The organism is Paraburkholderia sp. EG286A, from assembly GCF_040965375.1.
Lineage (GTDB): Bacteria > Pseudomonadota > Gammaproteobacteria > Burkholderiales > Burkholderiaceae > Paraburkholderia.
Genome location: NZ_JBFRCB010000001.1, coordinates 110,729 through 128,818, shown reverse-complemented (window position 1 = coordinate 128,818; position 18,090 = coordinate 110,729). Strand labels below are relative to the sequence as shown.

The window sequence follows — 18,090 nt, the reverse complement described above, 5'->3', positions numbered from 1 at the left end:
CGCGACGGCGCAGGCCGCTCACAGCCGGATCAGCACTGCCCCGCAAGTCACGAGCGCGCACGCCACCATGCGGCGCGCCGTGAGCTTCTCGTTCATGAACAGCCAGCCGATCAGCACGGCGAAGACCGACGAGAGTTCGCGCAGCGCGGAAACCATCGCGATAGGCAAATAACGGAACGCCTCGATCACGAGGCAATACGCCGTGAGCGCGAGCACGCCCGCGAGCATGCCGCGCGCGACCGCGGCCTTCGACGTGAACATCCGCGCCGCGCCGCCGCGCAGTTTGCAGACCACGAGAAACTGCGGGACGTTCCAGAGCAGATACACCCACATGATGTAGCTGATGCCGTTGCCGGCGAGGCGCGCGCCGAGGCCGTCGACGACCGAATACATCGCGATGAAAAGGCCCGTGAGCAGCGCATACGGCACGCTCTCGCCCGAAAAGCGCATGCCGCGCCGGAAGGCGAGCGACATGATGCCGAGCGATACGAGCGCGACGCCGGTGGCCGCGAGCGCATGCAGGTCTTCGTGCGCGAACACGAGCGCGCCGCCGAACACGAGCAGCGGCGAAAGCCCGCGCGCGATCGGGTAGATCTGCCCGAAGTCGCCGCTGCGATAGGCGCGGATCAGCGTGAAGCAGTACACGAACTCCAGCACCACCGAAGCGGCGATATACGGCCAGCTCGCCTGCGCGGGCAGCGGCAGCACGCACACGGCGATCGCGCTCACGACGATGTACGGCACCGAGAACATGCCTAGCAGCCAGAGGCGGTCGCCTGAAAGATGGAGGAAGGCGTTCCAGCTCGCGTGCATGAGTGCCGAGAGCAGGACCAGCAGGGATTGCGAATCGAATGGTGTGTTGGAGACGCGGGCCGTTGCGGCCGCAATCGTGTGATTATTCCAGCGAACGCGTGTGGCCGCCAGAAATAGGAAAAGCCGCGCGAGCCGTGGTTGTGTTTCTATTCGGCTCGCGCGGCTCTGGGGGAACGCGTCAGATTACGCGCGCGCGCAGTCTTGCGGAGATGAGATCGATGGCCGTGACGACGACGATCACCATGATGAGCACGGCGCTGGTCTGCTGATAATCGAACGAGCGGATTTCCTCATACAGCACGACGCCGATGCCGCCAGCGCCCACCATGCCCACCACCATCGCCGAGCGCACATTCGACTCGAACCGGTAGAGCGCATACGAGATCCACAGCGGCATGACCTGGGGCAGCACGCCGTAGATGATCTCGTCGAGCGGCGAGGCGCCCGTCGCGCGCACGCCTTCCACGGGGCGCGGGTCGATGGCTTCCACCGCTTCCGCAAAGAGCTTCGCGAGCACGCCGGTGGTGTGCACCCACAAGGCGAGCACACCGGCGAACGGCCCGAGGCCCACGGCCACGATGAAGAGCATCGCGAACACCATCTCGTTGATGGCGCGGCAGGCGTCCATCAAACGCCGCACGGGATGCAGCACCCACGCGGGCGCGAGATTGTGCGCCGACATGAGCCCGAACGGCACCGCGCAGACGATGGCGAGCGCCGTGCCCCACAGCGCCACCGCGAGCGTGACCCACATTTCGTGGGCATACGTGCGCCATTCCGAGAAGTTCGGCGGGAAGAAGCCGCGCGCGAACGTGCCCATGTTCGCAGAGTCGGTGAACAGGTCGAGCGGGCGCATGTCGGCGCCTTGCCACGCCACGCCGAGCAGCACGAACACGATGGCCCAGAGCGCGAGCGAGGACCAGCTGCGCTTGCCTGCCAGGCCGCTCGCCGCAAGGGCGGCCGCTTGCGGCGCGGCGGCGACGTTGGGCGCCGTCGCCGGCCCGGCCGCGGGCCTTGCGGCTTCTGACTGCGGCACGGCGCGTGAGCTGTCGAAATCCATTGCGCCCATTACTGCTTCGCAGGTGCGGCGAGCGCGCCGATCTTGGCGTCGATGGCCGCGATCTGGCTCTTGCGGTCGTCGTCGGAGAGATGCGTGTCGGCGGCGATCTTCTCTTTCTGCTGGAACAGCGCGACCTGGCGGATCGGCAGGAGCTGCTCGTCGGTGGCGGGCGCGAAACCTGCATAGCCGGTGATGTCGGCCATGATCTTCTTCTCGCGCGGATCGGTCTTGGCGTAGTGGTAGAAGAAGTCGCGCAGCTTCTGCTTGGTGGCCTCAGGCAGGTCCTTGCGATACACGAGCGGATCGGACGGAATGAGCGGCGAGGTCCACAGTACGCGCACCTGGGCAAAGCGGTCCGGGTGCTTTTGCTGGAGCGTGGAAAGCTCGATGGTGTTGTTGGTGGCGATATCCACCTTGTTGTTCACTACGGCAAGCAGGTTCGCTTCGTGGCTCGAAGGCAGCACGGTCTTGAAGTTCGTCGCGTTCACCGAAATGCCGCGCTTCGCGAAGAGGTAATAGCCCGGAATCAGCGTGCCCGAGGTCGAATTGGGGTCGCCCCAGCCGAGCGTGAGATCCTTAGTATTCTTGAACACATCGTCGATCGACTTCACGCGGCTGTTCACGTTGGTGATGAGCACCGACTTGTAGCCCGCGTCGCCGTTCGCGTAGAGCACCTTCGCGAAGATTTCGCCATTCGAGCGATCCACGGCTTCCATGGCCGAAGCGTTGCCGAAGTAGCCGATCTGCACCTTGTTGAAGCGCATGGCTTCGATGATGCCCGAGTAGTCGGTGGCGAAGAACGCATTCACGTGCAGGCCGGTCTGCTTGTTCAGGTCGTCGATGAACGGTTGCCAGCGTTGCTTGAGCACGGCCGACGAGTCGGTCGAGATGATGCCGAAGCTGAGGTCTTCCGCGTGAGCGGCCGCGCTGCCGAGCGAGGCAAACGCGACGGCGCCGGCGGCGCACCAGGAGAGCATGGAGCGGAACAGTTTCATTGGGGCGGTCCGTGGTGAGGTGAAAGGTTGCGGGTTGGAAAAGGATTGGCTTGCGTGATCAGGCCGCGCGCGGCTGCGCGCCGAAGCGCGTTGCCGCGGACGGTGCAGCATCGGGTTCGAGCAGTTCGCGCGCGGCGTTGCCATAAAGCTGTTGCAACAGGGCAGGCGTGAGCGCCGACGATGCGCCGTCGTACACCACGTGCCCGTCGCGAAGCGCGATGGTGCGCGGGCAGTACTCCATGGCGATATCCACCTGATGCAACGAGACGACCACCGTCAAGCCGTGATCGCGGTTGAGCATGCGCATCATGTCCATCACACGGCGCGACGATGCGGGGTCGAGCGAGGCGATGGGTTCGTCGGCGAGAATCAGGCGTGCGCGCTGCACGAGCGCACGGGCGAGCGCCGCGCGCTGCTGCTGGCCGCCCGAGAGATTCGAGGCGCGCTCGGCGGCCTTGTGCGCGATGCCGACTTCGCCGAGCGCGGCCAGCATCAGCTCGCGCTCGGCGCGCGGAAAGCGGCCCGTGAGGCGTCGCCACAACGGCAGCCGCGACAGCGCGCCGATCAGCACATTCGTTTCGACCGTGAGGCGATGCACGAGGTTGAACTGCTGAAACACGAAGCCGATGTCGCGGCGAATGCGGCGCACTTCGCGCACGATGCGGCCGTCCTGCTGAATAGGACGACCAAGAATCTCGATGCGCGAAGGCTGCGGGTCGGAAGCCGTGAAGCCCGCAATATGGCGGAGCAGGGTCGATTTGCCCGAGCCCGATGCGCCGATCAGCGCGACCATCTCACCAACGCCTACGCGCAGGTTGATTTCGTCGAGTGCCTTGCGGCCGCTGTCGAAGCTTTTCGAGAGGCGTTCGATGCGTATGGCGTCCATAACAATCCGTCGCTGTGTAGTCGAGGGGTCATTCTAGGAAGCGACTGTGACGGTTGAGTGAAGGTGTCGCGACGTCTAGACGACTACATGTCTTGCGACCTTCCCGCGGCGGAAAAAAATCGCAAGAGATGTGACAGAGGCATGACGCCAAACATCTGTCACGCTCAATATCATGGGAAGCGGCTATATTGAGGGGCAACGTACGTGCTGTCCCTGGTTTTCCTGACTTGTTGCTGACTCATTGTCGACAGGGGCGGCACTCGCAAGGCAGTTGTAGACAATGCGGCCGCACGCGGCGGCCGCAGTCTGCGCGACCCGACCTGGGCGGCCCGATCTGGGCGGCCCCACCTGGGCGGCCCCATCCGAACGAGCGACGAAACCCGGCGCCATATGCAGGCACTGAGCTTCCTACCCGACAGCTTCGAGGAATACGAGGACCTCAAGATGATCCTCGATGCCGGCGCACGCTGGCTCGACATTCGCAGCGAGGGCGAAGTCGAGGTGCGCGGCCGCACGTTTCCGCTCTATGTGGCGGCAATCGGCTCGCGCGATCCGGCCGCGCCCGGCATTGGTTTTTTCGGGGGCATCCATGGGCTCGAGCGCATTGGCTCGCAGCTCGTGCTCGACTACATGCGCGCGCTGGTGGGGCGTCTCGCCTGGGACGAACTGCTCCTGCGCCAGCTCGAGTCCGTGCGCATCGTGTTCGCGCCGATCCTCAATCCCGGCGGCATGTGGCTTGCGACGCGCGCGAATCCGAACGGCGTGGACCTCATGCGCAACGCGCCGCAGGACGCCGACGAGCGCGTGCCTTTTCTCGCGGGCGGCCAGCGCGTCGGCTCGTGGCTGCCGTGGTATCGGGGGCGGCGCGGCGCGGCCATGGAGATCGAGGCGCAGGCGCTCCTGAAGATCGTCGACGAAGAACTCACGCGGCGCCCGCTTTCCTTCGCGCTCGACTGCCATTCCGGTTACGGCTGGACCGACAGCATCTGGTTTCCGTACGCGCGCACGCGCCGTCTCATCCGCCATCTGCCCGAAATGTATGTGCTCAAGACGATGTTCGAGCGCGCGCATCCGCACCACGGCTACACCTTCGAACCGCAGAGCCATCAATATCTGCTGCACGGCGACTTGTGGGATTGCGCGTACGATCGCGCGCCCGACAGCAACATCTTCCTGCCGCTCACACTCGAACTGGGCTCGTGGCTGTGGATCAAGAAGAACCCGCGCCAGATCTTTTCGCGCCAGGGCATGTTCAATCCGCTCCTGCAGCATCGCACCGCGCGTGTATTGCGGCGTCACGCAAACCTGTTCGAGTTCCTCACACGCGCCGCGTATTCCGCGCCGCGCTGGCTGCCCGAGGGCGTGATCCGCGACGAGGTGCTGAAAAGCGCGATCGGGCACTGGTATCGCAAGCCGGGCACATGAGCGGACCGTGGATCCTGCTGCGCGGCCTCACGCGCGAATCGCGCCACTGGGGCGCGTTTGCCACGCTGCTTGCGGCGCGCGACGGCGTGCTGCCCATCGACCTGCCGGGCAACGGCACGGCGGCGCACGTACGCTCGCCGCTCGCGGTGGACGACTACGTGGACGCGCTGCGCGCCGAAGCGCAGCGGCACGGCGCACGCGCGCCTTACCGCGTGCTGGCGATGTCGCTCGGCGGCATGGTGGCGACTGCGTGGGCGCTGCGTTACCCCGAAGAAGTCGGGCGGCTGGTGCTCGTGAACACGAGCATGCGCCCGCATAGCCGCGTGGACGAACGCTTGCGGCCCTCGGCGTGGCCCGCGCTCGTGCGCGTGGCGCGGCATTGGGACGGCGGCGACAGCGACAACATTGCCGAGACGCTGATCCACGGGCTCACCTGCGCGCGCCGCGACACGCTCGCGTCCGACCTCGAAACGTGGCGCGCGATCCGCGCGAGCGCCCACGTGAGCCGCGCGAACGCGCTGCGCCAGCTGGCCGCCGCCGCGCGCTTCAAGGCGCGCGCCGTGCCGCGCTGTGCGGTGCTCGTGGTGTCGTCGCGCGGCGACCGGCTCGTGAACCCGGTTTGCTCGGCGCGGCTCGCGCGGGCCTGGGGCGCGCCGCACGTGGCGCATCCGTGGGCGGGGCACGATCTGCCGCACGACGATCCGCAATGGCTCGTCGATACGCTCCACGCGGGCGACGTCGCCGCGAATCCCGCGAGCCGGGCCGCCGGCCGCGGCTGAGCGGTGCCGCGGCGCGTGCGCGCCGCCCGCATCGCCAGTCCGGCGATTGCCCCATAATACGAAAACTCATCCGGCACTTTCAGGACGATTTCCAGACATGAACGACAAACCCGCCATTGGCGCCGCCGTGCCGCGCCTCACGAGCCTTTCGCACGGCGGCGGCTGCGGCTGCAAGATCGCGCCGGGCGTGCTTTCCGCGCTGCTCGCCCGCAGCACACCGCTCACCACCGCGTTTCCGAACCTGCTGGTCGGCACCGAGACCGCCGACGACGCCGCCGTCTACAAGCTCAACGACGAGCAGGCCATCGTCGCGACGACGGACTTTTTCATGCCGATCGTCGACGACCCGTACGACTTCGGCCGCATCGCCGCGACCAACGCGCTCTCGGACGTCTACGCCATGGGCGGCAAGCCGATCCTCGCGCTGGCGCTCGTGGGCATGCCCATCAACGTGCTGCCGCACGACGTGATCGCGCAGGTGCTGCGCGGCGGCGAAGACGTGTGCGCGGCCGCGGGCATTCCCGTGGCGGGCGGCCATTCGATCGACTCGGTGGAGCCCATCTACGGCCTTGCGGCGCTCGGCGTGGTGCATCCCGAGCGCGTGAAGCGCAACGCGTCGGCACAAGCCGGCGACGTGCTCGTGCTCGGCAAGCCGCTGGGCGTGGGCGTGCTGTCCGCCGCGCTCAAGAAGGAAATGCTCGGCGACGCGGGCTACAAGGCGATGGTGGCCGCCGCGACTCTACTCAACAAGCCGGGCGCGACGCTGGCGGAACTGCCGGGCGTGCACGCCATGACCGACGTAACGGGCTTCGGCCTGCTCGGCCACACGCTCGAAATTGCGCGCGGCGCGAATCTCACCGCGCGCGTGCGTTACGCCGAGCTGCCGTGGCTGCCGGGCGTGCAGAAGTTCGTCGATGACGGCGTGTACACGGGCGCCTCGGGCCGCAACTGGGCCTCGTACGGCGACGCCGTCACACTCGCGTCCAGCCTGCCCGAAAGCGCGCGCACGCTGCTCACCGACCCGCAAACCTCGGGCGGCCTGCTCGTGGCCTGCGCGCCGGCAAGCGTGGACGACGTGCTGGCGATTTTCCGCACGGAAGGCTTTGGCGACGCGCGCGTGATCGGCGAACTGAGCGAAGGCCCGGCACGCGTGGACGTCGCGTGAGGGTCGTATGAGCGGAGAATCGCCGAAAGCCATCTTCTACGCGCTCGCTGCGAACTTCGGCATAGCGGTCTGCAAGTACGCTGCCGCGGCGTTCACGGGCTCGGGATCGATGTTCGCGGAGGCGATTCACTCCACGGCCGACTGCGGCAACCAGCTGCTTTTGCTGTTCGGCCTGCGCCAGTCGCGCGAGCCGCCCACGCCGCTGCATCCCATGGGCACGGGCCGCGCGATCAACTTCTATTCGCTGCTCGTGGCGCTGCTGCTGTTTTTCGTGGGCGGCGCGTTCTCGGTCTACGAGGGCGTGCACCGGCTGATAGCGCGCGAGCCGTTGCGATTCGTTTATGTGGCGCTCGTCGTGCTCGGCATTTCGGTGGTGCTCGAAGCGTTTTCGCTTTACGGCGCGATGCGCGAGATTCGTAAGGGCGCGCCCACCCAATCGCTGTGGCGCTGGGCGCGCGAAACGCGCGATTCCGACCTGCTCGTCGTGGCGGGCGAGGACATCGCCGCGCTGGCGGGTCTCGCCATTGCGTTCGCCGCCGTGCTGCTCACGGTCATCACGGGCAATCCGGTATGGGATGCGTGCGGCTCGATCGGCGTGGGCATTCTGCTCATGCTGATCGCGTGGTTCATCGCGCGCGAAGTGAAGTCGATGATCGTCGGCGAATCGGCCAGCCCGGAAATGCGGCGCGATATCGAATCGTTCCTGCGCGCGCGGCCCGAGATTCGCAGCATCATTAGCCTCATTACCCTGCAATGGGGCAAGGAGGTGATGGTGGCGGTGCAGTGCGAAATGCTCGAGTACGACCACAGCCGCACCATGGTCGAAGCGATCAACGAGATCGAAGCCGATCTGCAGGCGCGCTTCCCCCTCGTGCGCTGGGTGTTTTTTGAGCCGGATTTCGTGAACCGGTAATGCAAGGGCCCGGCGGTCGCATAAACCGCCGGGCCCTTGCACACATTTCACATCTTCACGCGCGCTTCACATTTCAATGCCGAAACGGCGTCCACACGGGCGTGGTGTTGCCCCACTGCTCGAGTTCGGAAGGTACGCTGGGATTCATGTTGGACTCCTACGTTTTTCGTCTTGCAATCGAAATACCGATGCGTCTTGCGGGCTTATTCGCCAGCCTGCGCAACGCGTTGGGCGTTGTTCGCGCGGCTTTCCTGCAGCGCGATGCGTTGCGCTTGCGTGCGGCCGATCAGGCTTTGCTCGGGGTAGCTCGTCTTGTTCAGCGAGGGCAGCGTGCCGTCGCGGTACGCGGCGGCGATTTCCGCCTTCACTTCGGCGCGGGTTTTCGGGGCGCTGTTGTCCTGGGCGAAGACCGAAGCGCTGGCGGCGAGCGACAGAACGAGCGTGGCGCCAATGGCGGTTGCGAGAGTGCGTTTCATGATCTGCTCCTTTTGTACTGGTGCCACGTGGGTCGCGGCGACAGGAGCAAATGTAGTTGCGCAGCCGTTTGCGATAAACGGCCGGAACGCGAAAGCAATTGTCGAAAATCCGGAACAATCGCTGCGCCGCACCCGCGCAAGCCTTTGCGGGCGCGGCTTCGAGGGTTGGCGCAGCGCGACGGCGTTACGCGGCCCGGCCTATGCGGCCCAGCCTATGCGGCCCGGCCTATGCAGCCCAGCTTACGCGGCCCGGCCTATGCGGCCCATTCCGAAATCACCGGCGTTTCGAGTGACGGCGCGTTTTCGCGCTCTTCGAGCGTGCGCATCGTGCAGGCCTTGTCGAGCGAGGCGCGGCCGCTCAGGAGCGGGCAGCGGTCGAACACTTCGGCGATCCAGTCCACGAACACGCGCACTTTGGGTGACAGATGGCGGCTGTGCGGATAGACGGCCGAAATCGGCATGGGCAGCGGCTTGTAATCGGGCAGCACTTCAACGAGCGCGCCCGACTTCAGGTGCGGCAGCACCATGTAACGCGGCCCCTGAATCAGGCCGAAGCCTTCGATGCCGCAGGTCACGTAAGCGTCCGCGTCGTTCACCGAGACCATGCTCTTGAGCTTGACCTCCACTTCCTTGCCGTCGACGAGAAACGCCCAGTCCATCACGCGTCCCGTGCGCGACGAGAAGTAGTTCACGGCGCGATGCTCGGCCAGTTCTTCGAGCGTTTGCGGCGTGCCGTGGCGCTCCAGATACGACGGCGACGCGCACGACACGCCTTCGAAAATGCCGATGCGCCGCGCGACCAGCGACGAATCCTGCAGCGCCCCCACGCGCACTACGCAATCCACGCCTTCCTGCAGCAAGTCCACGGGGCGATCGGATAGCCCGAGTTGCAGGTCGATGTCCGGATAGCGGCCGTGGAATTCGCACAGCGACGGAATCACGATGAGCCGCCCGATCGAGCCGGGCATGTCGATGCGCAGTTTGCCGTGCGGTTTGCGGTTGCGATCCTGGAATGTGGTTTCCGTTTCCTCGACGTCCGCGAGAATGCGCACGCAGCGCTCGTAGTACGCCGCGCCATCGGGCGTGAGCGACAGACGGCGCGTGGTGCGATGCATGAGGCGCACGCCGAGAAACGCTTCGAGATTCTGAATGATCGTCGTGACCGAAGCACGCGGCATGTCGAGCGTTTCGGCAGCACGCGTGAAGCTGTTGGTATCGACGACGCGGGTGAACACCTGCATGGCCTGAAGGCGGTCCATTGCCACTCTCCAAAAAGCTTCGGTCGCACGGCGCGCGGCATTCGAAAGAAACGCCCGCGCAGAAAGAGGAGACAGATTGTTCAGGTGCGCCGAATTGTGTTGCCGGATTATAGGCATTTATTTGCAAGTCTGCCGAACCCACAATTCGCCTCATTCGAATCTACTCTCGCGCATTGCGCCGATTTGACATGGATGTCTTTAAACGCCCAACGTCTTGGACCTCCGCGGAGGAAGCGCCGCTGGCCGAAGTGCCCGCGGCCCTGCCCGTTACCGCGTCCGCCAAGCCTGGCAAGGCGCGCGCGCTGCTCACGACCGACGTCGTGATCGAAGGCTACGCCCAGCAGATTCCGCTGCGCCTGTACCGCCCCGAAGCCGCGAACGGCCTGCCGGTGTTGCTGTATTTCCACGGCGGCGGCTTCGTGCGCGGGTCCATCGAGGAAGCGGATGCGGTGGGGCGGTTTCTCGCAGAACGCTTACCAGCGCTCGTGGTGAGCGTGGGGTATTCGCTCGCGCCGAAGCACCCGTTTCCCGCCGCACCCGAAGATGCGCATCGCGCGGCGCTGTGGGCGCTCACGCGGGCCCGCGCGTTCGGCGGCAGTCCGAAGCGCGTGATCGCAGCGGGCCATGACGCGGGCGGCCAGATCGCCAACGTGCTCGCCTTCATGGGCCGCGATCGCGGCGACGTGAAACTCGCGGCGCAGGCCTTGTTTGCGCCGATGCTCGACCCGAGTCTCACGCGTCTTGGCGACGAGGCGCGCCTGGGCTCGGATATCACCGCAAGCGAATGCGCGGCGTGTTATCGCGCGTATCTGCCTGATGCGACGCAGCGCATGCATCCGTACGCCGCGCCGCTCGAATCGCTGCGTCTTGGCGGCTTGCCGCCCACGCTCATCGTGACCGCACAGAACGACGTGCTGCACATCGAAGCGGAGAAGTACGCGAGCCGCCTGATCGACGCGGGCGTGCGCACCCAGGTGGTGCGCTACCCGAGCGTTTCGCACGCGAATCTTGCGGCGCATCCGGCCGCGCTCAGCGAAGCCGTACGGTTTTTCCAATGTTGCTTCGACGCGGGGGCGTCATAGACGAAGCACCCTTGCGGCGGTGCTGCCGAACCAGTGAAGAACAATCAACCATTATTTCTGGAGTCCGACATGTCACTTTTTTCGCAATCCCGAACCCGTATCGCGCTAGCGGTCATTGGCGTGCTGGTGGTCGCGGGCCTCGGCACCCTCGGTGCCATCCGCCTCGACTCGCACCCTGCCGTTGCCGCTGAAGCGCCGCCCGCGCCCGAGGTCGACGTCGCGCCCGTGCTCAACCGCACGATCACCGACTGGCAGACCTACTCGGGCCGCATGGCCGCCGTCGAGAAAGTGGAGATACGTCCGCAGGTTTCCGGCACGATCGTCTCCGTGAACTTCCAGGACGGCGCACTCGTAAAGCAGGGCGAGACCCTGTTCGTGATCGATCCGCGCCCGTACCAGGCGGCCGTCGATCAAGCCGCTGCGCAGCTTGCCGCCGCCCAGGCGCGCACGGGCTACGCGCAAAGCGACTGGGAGCGCGCGCAGCGTCTGATTGGCGACAACGCCATCGCCAAGCGCGATTACGACGAGAAGCAGAACGCCTCGCGCGAAGCAAACGCGAATCTCAAGGCCGCGCAGGCCGCGCTCGAAGCCGCGCAGATCAACCTGGGCTACACGCGCATCGTCGCGCCGGTTGCCGGGCGTGTGTCGCGCGCCGAGATCACGGTGGGCAACGTCGTATCCGCCGGTGCGAGCGCCGCGCCGCTCACGACGCTCGTTTCCGTTTCGCCCATCTACGCCGAATTCGACGCCGACGAGCAGACCTATCTCGACTACATCAGCCACATGAAGAATGGCTCGAAGGTGCCGGTGGAACTGGGTCTGGCGAACGAATCGGGCTATTCGCGCACGGGCACGATCGAGTCGGTGGATAACCGTCTCGACACCACGTCGGGCACGATCCGCGTGCGCGCGCGCTTCGACAACGCCGACGGCGCGCTGGTGCCGGGGCTTTACGCACGCATCAAGGTGAGCGGCAGCGCCCCGCACCCGGCGCTGCTCGTGGACGACGCCGCCATCGGCACCGACCAGGACAAGAAGTTTGTTTACGTTGTGGATAACACCGGCAAGGTCGCCTACCGCACGGTGCAAACGGGCGGCCAGCAGGGCAACCTGCGCGTGATTCTGGGCGGCCTGAAGGCGGACGACCACGTGGTGGTGAACGGCACGCAGCGCGTGCGCCCCGGTGAAGCCGTGCGCTCGCATATGGTGCCGATGAACGGCGACCCCGACGCCGATTCGACCAATACGGCAGCGAACCCCGGCGCCAAGGCAGCGAAAACGTCCTGACGGGCGGCGGGCGCAGGCGATCGCAGCCTGCGCCTGTACGTCCATCAGGAGGCCTAAGCAGCAAGATTCGCGTCAAATTGAGCGTCATGAACAAGAGCAACCCATGAACATATCGAAATTCTTCATCGACCGGCCGATCTTCGCGGGCGTGCTGTCCGTGCTGATCCTGCTGGCCGGCGTGATCGCGCTGTTCCAGTTGCCGATCTCCGAGTATCCCGAGGTCGTGCCGCCTTCGGTGGTGGTCCACGCGCAGTATCCGGGTGCGAACCCGAAGGTGATCGCCGAAGCCGTCGCCGCGCCACTCGAAGAGCAGATCAACGGCGTCGAGAACATGCTGTACATGCAGTCGCAAGCCAATAGCGACGGCAATCTCACGCTCACGGTCACGTTTCGTCTCGGCACCGACCCGGACAAGGCCACGCAGCTCGTGCAGAACCGCGTGAATCAGGCGCTGCCGCGCCTGCCGGAAGACGTGCAGCGTCTCGGCATCACGACCATCAAGAGCTCGCCTACGCTCACGATGGTGGTGCACCTGATCTCGCCCGACAACCGGTACGACATGACGTACCTGCGCAATTACGCGCTGCTCAACGTGAAGGACCGCCTCTCGAACATCCAGGGCGTGGGCGAGGTGCAGCTGTGGGGCTCGGGCGACTACGCCATGCGCATCTGGCTCGACCCGCAGAAGGTGGCGCAGCGCAATCTCACCGCGAACGACGTGGTCAACGCGATTCGCGAGCAGAACGTGCAGGTGGCGGCGGGCGTGATCGGCGCGTCGCCGAGCGTGCCCGGCACGCCGTTCCAGCTCAACGTCAATGCGCGCGGCCGTTTGCGCACGGAAAGCGAGTTCGGCAACATCATCGTCAAGACGAATCCCGATGGCGGCGTGACGTACCTGCGCGATATCGCGCGTATCGAGCTGGCGGCCTCGGAATACGGTCTGCGCTCGCTGCTCGACAACAAGCCGGCCGTTGCACTCGCCATCAACCAGGCACCGGGCGCGAACTCGCTCGCGATTTCGGACCAGGTGCGCGCGGCGATGAAGGAACTCAAGCAGGACATGCCGGCGGGCGTGGATTACAAGATTGTCTACGACCCCACGCAGTTCGTGCGCTCCAGTATCGAAGCCGTGGTGCATACGCTGCTCGAAGCGATCGCGCTCGTGGTGATCGTGGTGATCGTGTTCCTGCAAACGTGGCGTGCCTCGATCATTCCGTTGATCGCGGTGCCGGTGTCGATCGTCGGGACGTTCTCGCTGCTGCTCGCGTTCGGGTTCTCGATCAACGCGCTATCGCTGTTCGGGATGGTGCTCGCCATCGGCATCGTGGTCGACGACGCCATCGTGGTGGTCGAAAACGTGGAGCGCAATATCGCCAGCGGGCTATCCGCGCGCGATGCGACCTACAAGGCCATGCAGGAAGTGAGCGGGCCGATCATCGCCATTGCGCTCACGCTCGTGGCCGTGTTCGTGCCGCTCGCGTTCATGAGCGGTCTCACGGGCCAGTTCTACAAGCAGTTCGCGATGACCATCGCGATTTCCACGGTGATCTCGGCGTTCAACTCGCTCACGCTTTCGCCCGCGCTTTCGGCGCTGCTGCTGCGCGGTCACGGCGAGAAGGAAGACTGGCTCACGCGTGGGATGAACCTCGTGCTGGGCGGCTTTTTCCGCCGCTTCAACCGCGTGTTCCATCGCGGCTCGGAAAGCTATGGGCGCGGCGTGAACGGCGTGCTGCGCCACAAAGGCGCGATGCTCGCGGTCTACGTGGTGCTGATCGCCGCCACGGTGCTGATGGCGCGTGTCGTGCCCGGCGGCTTCGTGCCCGCGCAGGACAAGGAGTATCTGATCGCGTTCGCACAGCTGCCCAATGGCGCTGCGCTCGACCGCACCGAGAACGTGATTCGCGACATGAGCGCCATCGCGCTCAAACAGCCCGGCGTGGAAAGCGCCGTGGCGTTCCCGGGCCTTTCGGTGAACGGCTTCACGAATAGTTCGAGCGCGGGCATCGTGTTCGTCACGCTCAAGCCGTTCAAGGAGCGCAAGGGCAAGGCGCTGTCGGCCGGCGCGATTGCGGGTGCGCTGAACCAGCAGTACGCCGGCATCAAGGATTCGTTCATCGCCGTGTTCCCACCGCCGCCGGTGCTCGGCCTCGGTACGCTGGGCGGCTTCAAGATGCAGTTGGAGGATCATGGTGCGCTCGGCTATGAGGCGCTCAACCGTGCGACCCAGGACTTCGTCAAGCGCGCGGCGCAAACGCGGGAGCTGGGCCCGACGTTCACGAACTATCAGATCAACGTGCCGCAGCTGAACGTCGATCTCGACCGCACGAAGGCGAAGCAGCTCGGCGTGCCGGTCACGGACGTGTTCGACACGATGCAGATCTATCTGGGTTCGCTCTACGTGAACGACTTCAACCGCTTCGGACGCGTATATCAGGTGCGCGTGCAGGCCGATGCGCCGTTCCGCCAGCGGGCCGACGACATCCTGCAACTGAAGACGCGCAACGCCGCGGGCGAAATGGTGCCGCTCTCGTCGCTCGTCACGGTCACGCCCACGTATGGCCCCGAGATGGTGGTGCGCTACAACGGCTACACCGCGGCCGACATCAACGGCGGCCCGGCGCCCGGTTATTCGTCGGGCCAGGCGCAGGCGGCGGCGGAACGCATCGCGGCGGAAGTGCTGCCGCGCGGCGTGAAGTTCGAATGGACCGACCTCACGTACCAGCAGGTGCTGGCGGGCAATGCGGGCATCTGGGTGTTCCCGATCAGCGTGCTGCTCGTGTTCCTCGTGCTGGCGGCACTCTACGAGAGCCTGACGCTGCCGCTCGCCGTGATCCTGATCGTGCCGATGAGCGTGCTGTGTGCATTGACGGGCGTGTGGCTCACGCAAGGCGACAACAACATCTTCACGCAGATCGGCCTGATGGTGCTGGTGGGGCTCGCTTCGAAGAACGCGATCCTGATCGTCGAATTTGCGCGCGAGCTCGAGCATGACGGACACACACCGCTTACCGCCGCCATCGAGGCGAGCCGTCTGCGTCTGCGCCCGATCCTGATGACGTCCATCGCGTTCATCATGGGCGTGGTGCCGCTCGTGCTCTCGAGCGGCGCGGGTTCGGAAATGCGTCATGCAATGGGCGTGGCCGTGTTCTTCGGCATGCTCGGCGTGACCGCCTTCGGCCTGTTGCTGACGCCGGTGTTCTACGTGGTGCTGCGCACGCTCGCGGGCGGCAAGATTCACGTCGCGCAGAAGGACAATGCGCGCAAGCCGCAGTCGATGGTCGACGCGTAAGGCGACAAGGGAAAATGATCAACATGACTAACGAATCCATCTTGCGCTCTAGCGCGAATGCCGCGCCGGGAGGCGGGCATCTCGCGCGTATCACCCGAATCGCGGCGAGCGTCGCGCTCTTTGCCTGGCTCGCGGCATGCTCGGTCGAGCCGACCTACAAGGTGCCCGACGCCGCCGTGCCGGCGGCCTACAAGGAAACGCCGCAGCAAACGCAGAGCACGAATCCGCACGACGTGGGCACGTGGACGCCCGCGCAGCCCGCTGACGACACCCATCGCGGCGAATGGTGGACGGTGTTCGGCGACGCGACGCTCGACAAGCTCGAGCAACAGGCGCTCGAAGCGAACCAGGACCTCAAGGCGGCCGCCGCGCGCGTGCAGCAGGCGCGCGCCGTGACGCAGGCCGCGCGCGCCTCGTGGTTCCCGTCGATCGATGCGGGCTTCGGCCCGACGTATCAGCGTGCCTCGCCGGCTTCGCTGTATTTCCCGCAAAATTACAACGTGCCCGCTCAAACGCTGTGGCGCGCACAGGCTACGGCAAGCTATGAAGTCGACTTGTTCGGCCGCGTGAGTTCCAACGTTCACGCCTCCCAGGCAGACGCCCAGCAGAGCGAAGCCTTGTACCTCTCAGTGCTGCTCGCGTTGCAGGCCGACGTTGCACAGAACTACTTCCAGCTGCGCCAGTTCGACTCGGACGTCGATCTGTACCGCCGCACGGTGACGCTGCGTGAAGACGCGCTCAAGCTCGTCGAGCGCCGCTTCAAGGAAGGCGACATCAGCGCGCTGGACGTGGCCCAGGCGCGCAACGAACTCGCGAGCGCGCGTGCCGACGCGGTGGGCGTCGCGCGTCAGCGCGCGGCTTCGGAGCACAGCCTCGCGATCCTGCTCGGCAAGGCGCCCGCCGACTTCACGTTCCCCGAAACGCCGCTCGCGCCCGTGCTCGTGCAAGTGCCGCCGGGCCTGCCTTCCACGTTGCTGGAACGCCGCCCTGACGTCGCCGCGGCCGAGCGTGCGATGGCGGCCGCAAACGCGCGCGTGGGTCTCGCAAAGTCGGCGTTCTTCCCGCAGCTCAACATCACGGGTGCAGCGGGCTTCGAGTCGGCCACGCTCGGCGACCTGTTCATGTGGTCGAGCCGCGCGTTCCTGCTCGGGCCGCTCGCGGGCACGGCGCTCACGCTGCCGCTGTTCGACGGTGGCCGGCGCAAGGCGAATCTTGCACAGGCGCGCGCCAAGTACGACGAAGACGTTGCGCAATACCGGCAACAGGTGCTCGTGGCGTTCCGCGATGTCGAGGACAATCTATCCGACCTGCGCCTGCTCGACGACCAGATCCGCGAGCAGAACGACGCGGTGAGCGCCTCGCAGCAGTCGGCGTCGCTTTCGCGTACGCAGTATGAAGAAGGCGAGGTCAGCTATCTGAACGTGATCGACAGCGAACGGACGGTGCTCGTGTCGCAATTGCAGGCCAGCCATCTGCAGGGTTCGCAGGCCGTGGCGACCGTCAACCTGATCCGCGCGCTGGGCGGCGGCTGGGGCGACGCGAAGCCCGGCGACGCTACGCCGCCACCGCCGGCGCCGCTCGCGGCGCGTTAAACCGCGTTGAACCGCGCGCTAACCCCCGCGTAAGAAGCCAAAACGCTCGCCGCCTGTGCATATCGCAGGCGGCGATTTCCTTTGCGCAATCGCTTCGTAGACCCGGCCCCGCCGCGCCCCTATCATCGTCTGGACCCATCTGGAGCCAACGCGATGGGCCCTCATCGCGTCGCTCCTCACTGAACGAAGTCCAACTTCCATCCGGGGAAAGCGATGATCCGTGCCGTGCGCGCCGTGGGGCGCCCTTCCTTTTTCCAGCGCTTCGGTCTGCTGACGGCAATCGCCGTGTCGCTTGCGGCAGCGGCGCTCGACGCGCACGCCGACACTGCGACGCTCAAGATCGGCATTGCCACCACGCCGCAAACGCCCGCGCTCCAGGAAGCGGCGCGCGAGGCGAAGGCGCAGGGTGTAGACGTGAAGATCATCGAATTCACCGACTGGAATACGCCCAACGCTGCGCTCGCGAACAAGGATATCGACGCCAACTACTTCCAGCACAAGCCGTTTCTGGAAAACGCCGAACAGCAGGGCGGCTACAAGTTCGTCGCCATCGCGCCGGGCACGATCATGAAGATCGGCCTGTATTCGAAGAAGGTGAAACGCTTCGAAGACCTGAAGGATGGCGCGACGGTCGCCATCGCGAACGATCCCGTGAACGGCGGCCGCGGCCTCCTGCTGCTGCAGCGCGCGGGCCTCATCAAGCTCAAGCCGGGCGTGGACTATCGCGCCACGACGCTCGACATCGTTGCCAATCCCAAACACCTCAAGATCGTGCAGCTCGAAGCGTCGCAACTGGCGCGCTCGCTCGACGACGTCGATCTCGCGCAAGGCTACCCGAGCTTCATCAAGCTCGCGGGCACCACCGATCCGAATAGCGCGCTGCTCTTCGACGGCGTGGAGAACAAGGCGTTCGCGATCCAGTTCGTGGTGCGGCCCGAGAGCGTGAACGATCCGCGCATCCGCAAGTTCATCGACATCTACCAGCATTCTCCGGCCGTGCGCAAGGAACTCGACAAGGCCTTCGGCAACCTCTACGCGGTCGCCTGGTAACGCGCGCAATTCACGCACG

The 18,090-nt window shown here is 65.7% G+C and carries 15 protein-coding genes; 9 read left to right on the top strand and 6 right to left on the bottom strand.

Translation table 11 applies throughout. From position 1 onward, the window contains the following. Positions 1 to 18 precede the first annotated feature (18 nt). The 4 genes from AB4Y35_RS00610 to phnC form a co-directional block, all read right to left on the bottom strand. The gene (locus AB4Y35_RS00610; RefSeq protein WP_368702955.1) at positions 19 to 813 is read right to left on the bottom strand and encodes an EamA family transporter; all 795 of its coding nucleotides are present in this window, start codon (positions 811 to 813) and stop codon (positions 19 to 21) included. A gap of 178 nt (positions 814 to 991) precedes the next feature. Continuing rightward, entirely contained in the window at positions 992 to 1,873 is an 882-nt protein-coding gene (gene phnE / locus AB4Y35_RS00605; RefSeq protein ID WP_368702954.1) for a phosphonate ABC transporter, permease protein PhnE, read from the bottom strand. Between the two features lie 8 nt (positions 1,874 to 1,881). Then, positions 1,882 to 2,868: a phosphonate ABC transporter substrate-binding protein gene (gene phnD / locus AB4Y35_RS00600; RefSeq protein ID WP_342919012.1), complete on the bottom strand. Its 987-nt coding sequence runs from the start codon at positions 2,866 to 2,868 to the stop codon at positions 1,882 to 1,884. 58 nt (positions 2,869 to 2,926) lie between these two features. Beyond that, on the bottom strand, positions 2,927 to 3,754 hold the full coding sequence (gene phnC, locus AB4Y35_RS00595) for a phosphonate ABC transporter ATP-binding protein (RefSeq protein WP_368702953.1): 828 nt from the start codon (positions 3,752 to 3,754) through the stop codon (positions 2,927 to 2,929). Positions 3,755 to 4,144: 390 nt separating this feature from the next. Here phnC and AB4Y35_RS00590 point away from each other — a divergent pair, with 390 nt between their 5' ends. The 4 genes from AB4Y35_RS00590 (at position 4,145) to AB4Y35_RS00575 (ending at position 8,036) form a co-directional block, all read left to right on the top strand. Continuing rightward, entirely contained in the window at positions 4,145 to 5,179 is a 1,035-nt protein-coding gene (locus tag AB4Y35_RS00590; RefSeq protein ID WP_368702952.1) for a M14 family zinc carboxypeptidase, read from the top strand. Further along, a complete protein-coding gene (locus AB4Y35_RS00585) occupies positions 5,176 to 5,958 on the top strand; it encodes an alpha/beta fold hydrolase (protein ID WP_368702951.1) in 783 nt (260 codons plus the stop codon). The genes AB4Y35_RS00590 and AB4Y35_RS00585 overlap by 4 nt, the downstream gene beginning before the upstream one ends. Positions 5,959 to 6,055: 97 nt before the next feature. Next, positions 6,056 to 7,123: a selenide, water dikinase SelD gene (gene selD / locus AB4Y35_RS00580; protein ID WP_368702950.1), complete on the top strand. Its 1,068-nt coding sequence runs from the start codon at positions 6,056 to 6,058 to the stop codon at positions 7,121 to 7,123. Positions 7,124 to 7,130: 7 nt separating this feature from the next. Then, positions 7,131 to 8,036, top strand: a complete 906-nt coding sequence (locus AB4Y35_RS00575; protein ID WP_368702949.1) for a cation diffusion facilitator family transporter — start codon at positions 7,131 to 7,133, stop codon at positions 8,034 to 8,036. Positions 8,037 to 8,239: 203 nt separating this feature from the next. On the opposite strand, the gene AB4Y35_RS00570 is transcribed toward AB4Y35_RS00575, so the two are convergent. Beyond that, positions 8,240 to 8,512, bottom strand: coding sequence for a DUF4148 domain-containing protein (locus AB4Y35_RS00570; protein WP_254316690.1), 273 nt, complete (start codon positions 8,510 to 8,512; stop codon positions 8,240 to 8,242). A 254-nt stretch (positions 8,513 to 8,766) separates the two neighbouring features. Further along, positions 8,767 to 9,771: a LysR family transcriptional regulator gene (locus AB4Y35_RS00565; RefSeq protein WP_368688562.1), complete on the bottom strand. Its 1,005-nt coding sequence runs from the start codon at positions 9,769 to 9,771 to the stop codon at positions 8,767 to 8,769. 188 nt (positions 9,772 to 9,959) lie between these two features. Between AB4Y35_RS00565 and AB4Y35_RS00560 the strand changes: the two genes are divergently transcribed. The 5 genes from AB4Y35_RS00560 to AB4Y35_RS00540 all read left to right on the top strand — a co-directional run bounded on the left by AB4Y35_RS00560 (position 9,960) and on the right by AB4Y35_RS00540 (position 18,071). Further along, complete coding sequence (locus tag AB4Y35_RS00560; protein ID WP_368702948.1) at positions 9,960 to 10,853, top strand: alpha/beta hydrolase; 894 nt, start codon at positions 9,960 to 9,962, stop codon at positions 10,851 to 10,853. A 69-nt stretch (positions 10,854 to 10,922) separates the two neighbouring features. Then, a complete protein-coding gene (locus tag AB4Y35_RS00555) occupies positions 10,923 to 12,140 on the top strand; it encodes an efflux RND transporter periplasmic adaptor subunit (RefSeq protein ID WP_368702947.1) in 1,218 nt (405 codons plus the stop codon). A gap of 103 nt (positions 12,141 to 12,243) precedes the next feature. Further along, positions 12,244 to 15,429 carry an efflux RND transporter permease subunit gene (locus AB4Y35_RS00550; protein ID WP_368702946.1) on the top strand — a complete coding sequence of 1,062 codons (3,186 nt, stop codon included), beginning with the start codon at positions 12,244 to 12,246 and terminating at the stop codon, positions 15,427 to 15,429. Between the two features lie 23 nt (positions 15,430 to 15,452). Beyond that, positions 15,453 to 17,021, top strand: a complete 1,569-nt coding sequence (locus AB4Y35_RS00545; protein WP_368702945.1) for an efflux transporter outer membrane subunit — start codon at positions 15,453 to 15,455, stop codon at positions 17,019 to 17,021. A 213-nt stretch (positions 17,022 to 17,234) separates the two neighbouring features. Continuing rightward, positions 17,235 to 18,071: a MetQ/NlpA family ABC transporter substrate-binding protein gene (locus tag AB4Y35_RS00540; RefSeq protein WP_368695409.1), complete on the top strand. Its 837-nt coding sequence runs from the start codon at positions 17,235 to 17,237 to the stop codon at positions 18,069 to 18,071. Positions 18,072 to 18,090: the final 19 nt, after the last annotated feature.

Coding starts and splice junctions, on each gene's coding strand:
- selD (WP_368702950.1), top strand. CDS start 6,056: ATGAACGACAAACCCGCCATTGGCGCCGCCGTGCCGCGCCTCACGAGC.
- AB4Y35_RS00545 (WP_368702945.1), top strand. CDS start 15,453: ATGACTAACGAATCCATCTTGCGCTCTAGCGCGAATGCCGCGCCGGGA.
- AB4Y35_RS00550 (WP_368702946.1), top strand. CDS start 12,244: ATGAACATATCGAAATTCTTCATCGACCGGCCGATCTTCGCGGGCGTG.
- AB4Y35_RS00570 (WP_254316690.1), bottom strand. CDS start 8,512: ATGAAACGCACTCTCGCAACCGCCATTGGCGCCACGCTCGTTCTGTCG.
- AB4Y35_RS00565 (WP_368688562.1), bottom strand. CDS start 9,771: ATGGACCGCCTTCAGGCCATGCAGGTGTTCACCCGCGTCGTCGATACC.
- phnC (WP_368702953.1), bottom strand. CDS start 3,754: ATGGACGCCATACGCATCGAACGCCTCTCGAAAAGCTTCGACAGCGGC.
- AB4Y35_RS00540 (WP_368695409.1), top strand. CDS start 17,235: ATGATCCGTGCCGTGCGCGCCGTGGGGCGCCCTTCCTTTTTCCAGCGC.
- phnD (WP_342919012.1), bottom strand. CDS start 2,868: ATGAAACTGTTCCGCTCCATGCTCTCCTGGTGCGCCGCCGGCGCCGTC.
- AB4Y35_RS00555 (WP_368702947.1), top strand. CDS start 10,923: ATGTCACTTTTTTCGCAATCCCGAACCCGTATCGCGCTAGCGGTCATT.
- phnE (WP_368702954.1), bottom strand. CDS start 1,873: ATGGATTTCGACAGCTCACGCGCCGTGCCGCAGTCAGAAGCCGCAAGG.
- AB4Y35_RS00560 (WP_368702948.1), top strand. CDS start 9,960: ATGGATGTCTTTAAACGCCCAACGTCTTGGACCTCCGCGGAGGAAGCG.
- AB4Y35_RS00590 (WP_368702952.1), top strand. CDS start 4,145: ATGCAGGCACTGAGCTTCCTACCCGACAGCTTCGAGGAATACGAGGAC.
- AB4Y35_RS00610 (WP_368702955.1), bottom strand. CDS start 813: ATGCACGCGAGCTGGAACGCCTTCCTCCATCTTTCAGGCGACCGCCTC.
- AB4Y35_RS00585 (WP_368702951.1), top strand. CDS start 5,176: ATGAGCGGACCGTGGATCCTGCTGCGCGGCCTCACGCGCGAATCGCGC.
- AB4Y35_RS00575 (WP_368702949.1), top strand. CDS start 7,131: ATGAGCGGAGAATCGCCGAAAGCCATCTTCTACGCGCTCGCTGCGAAC.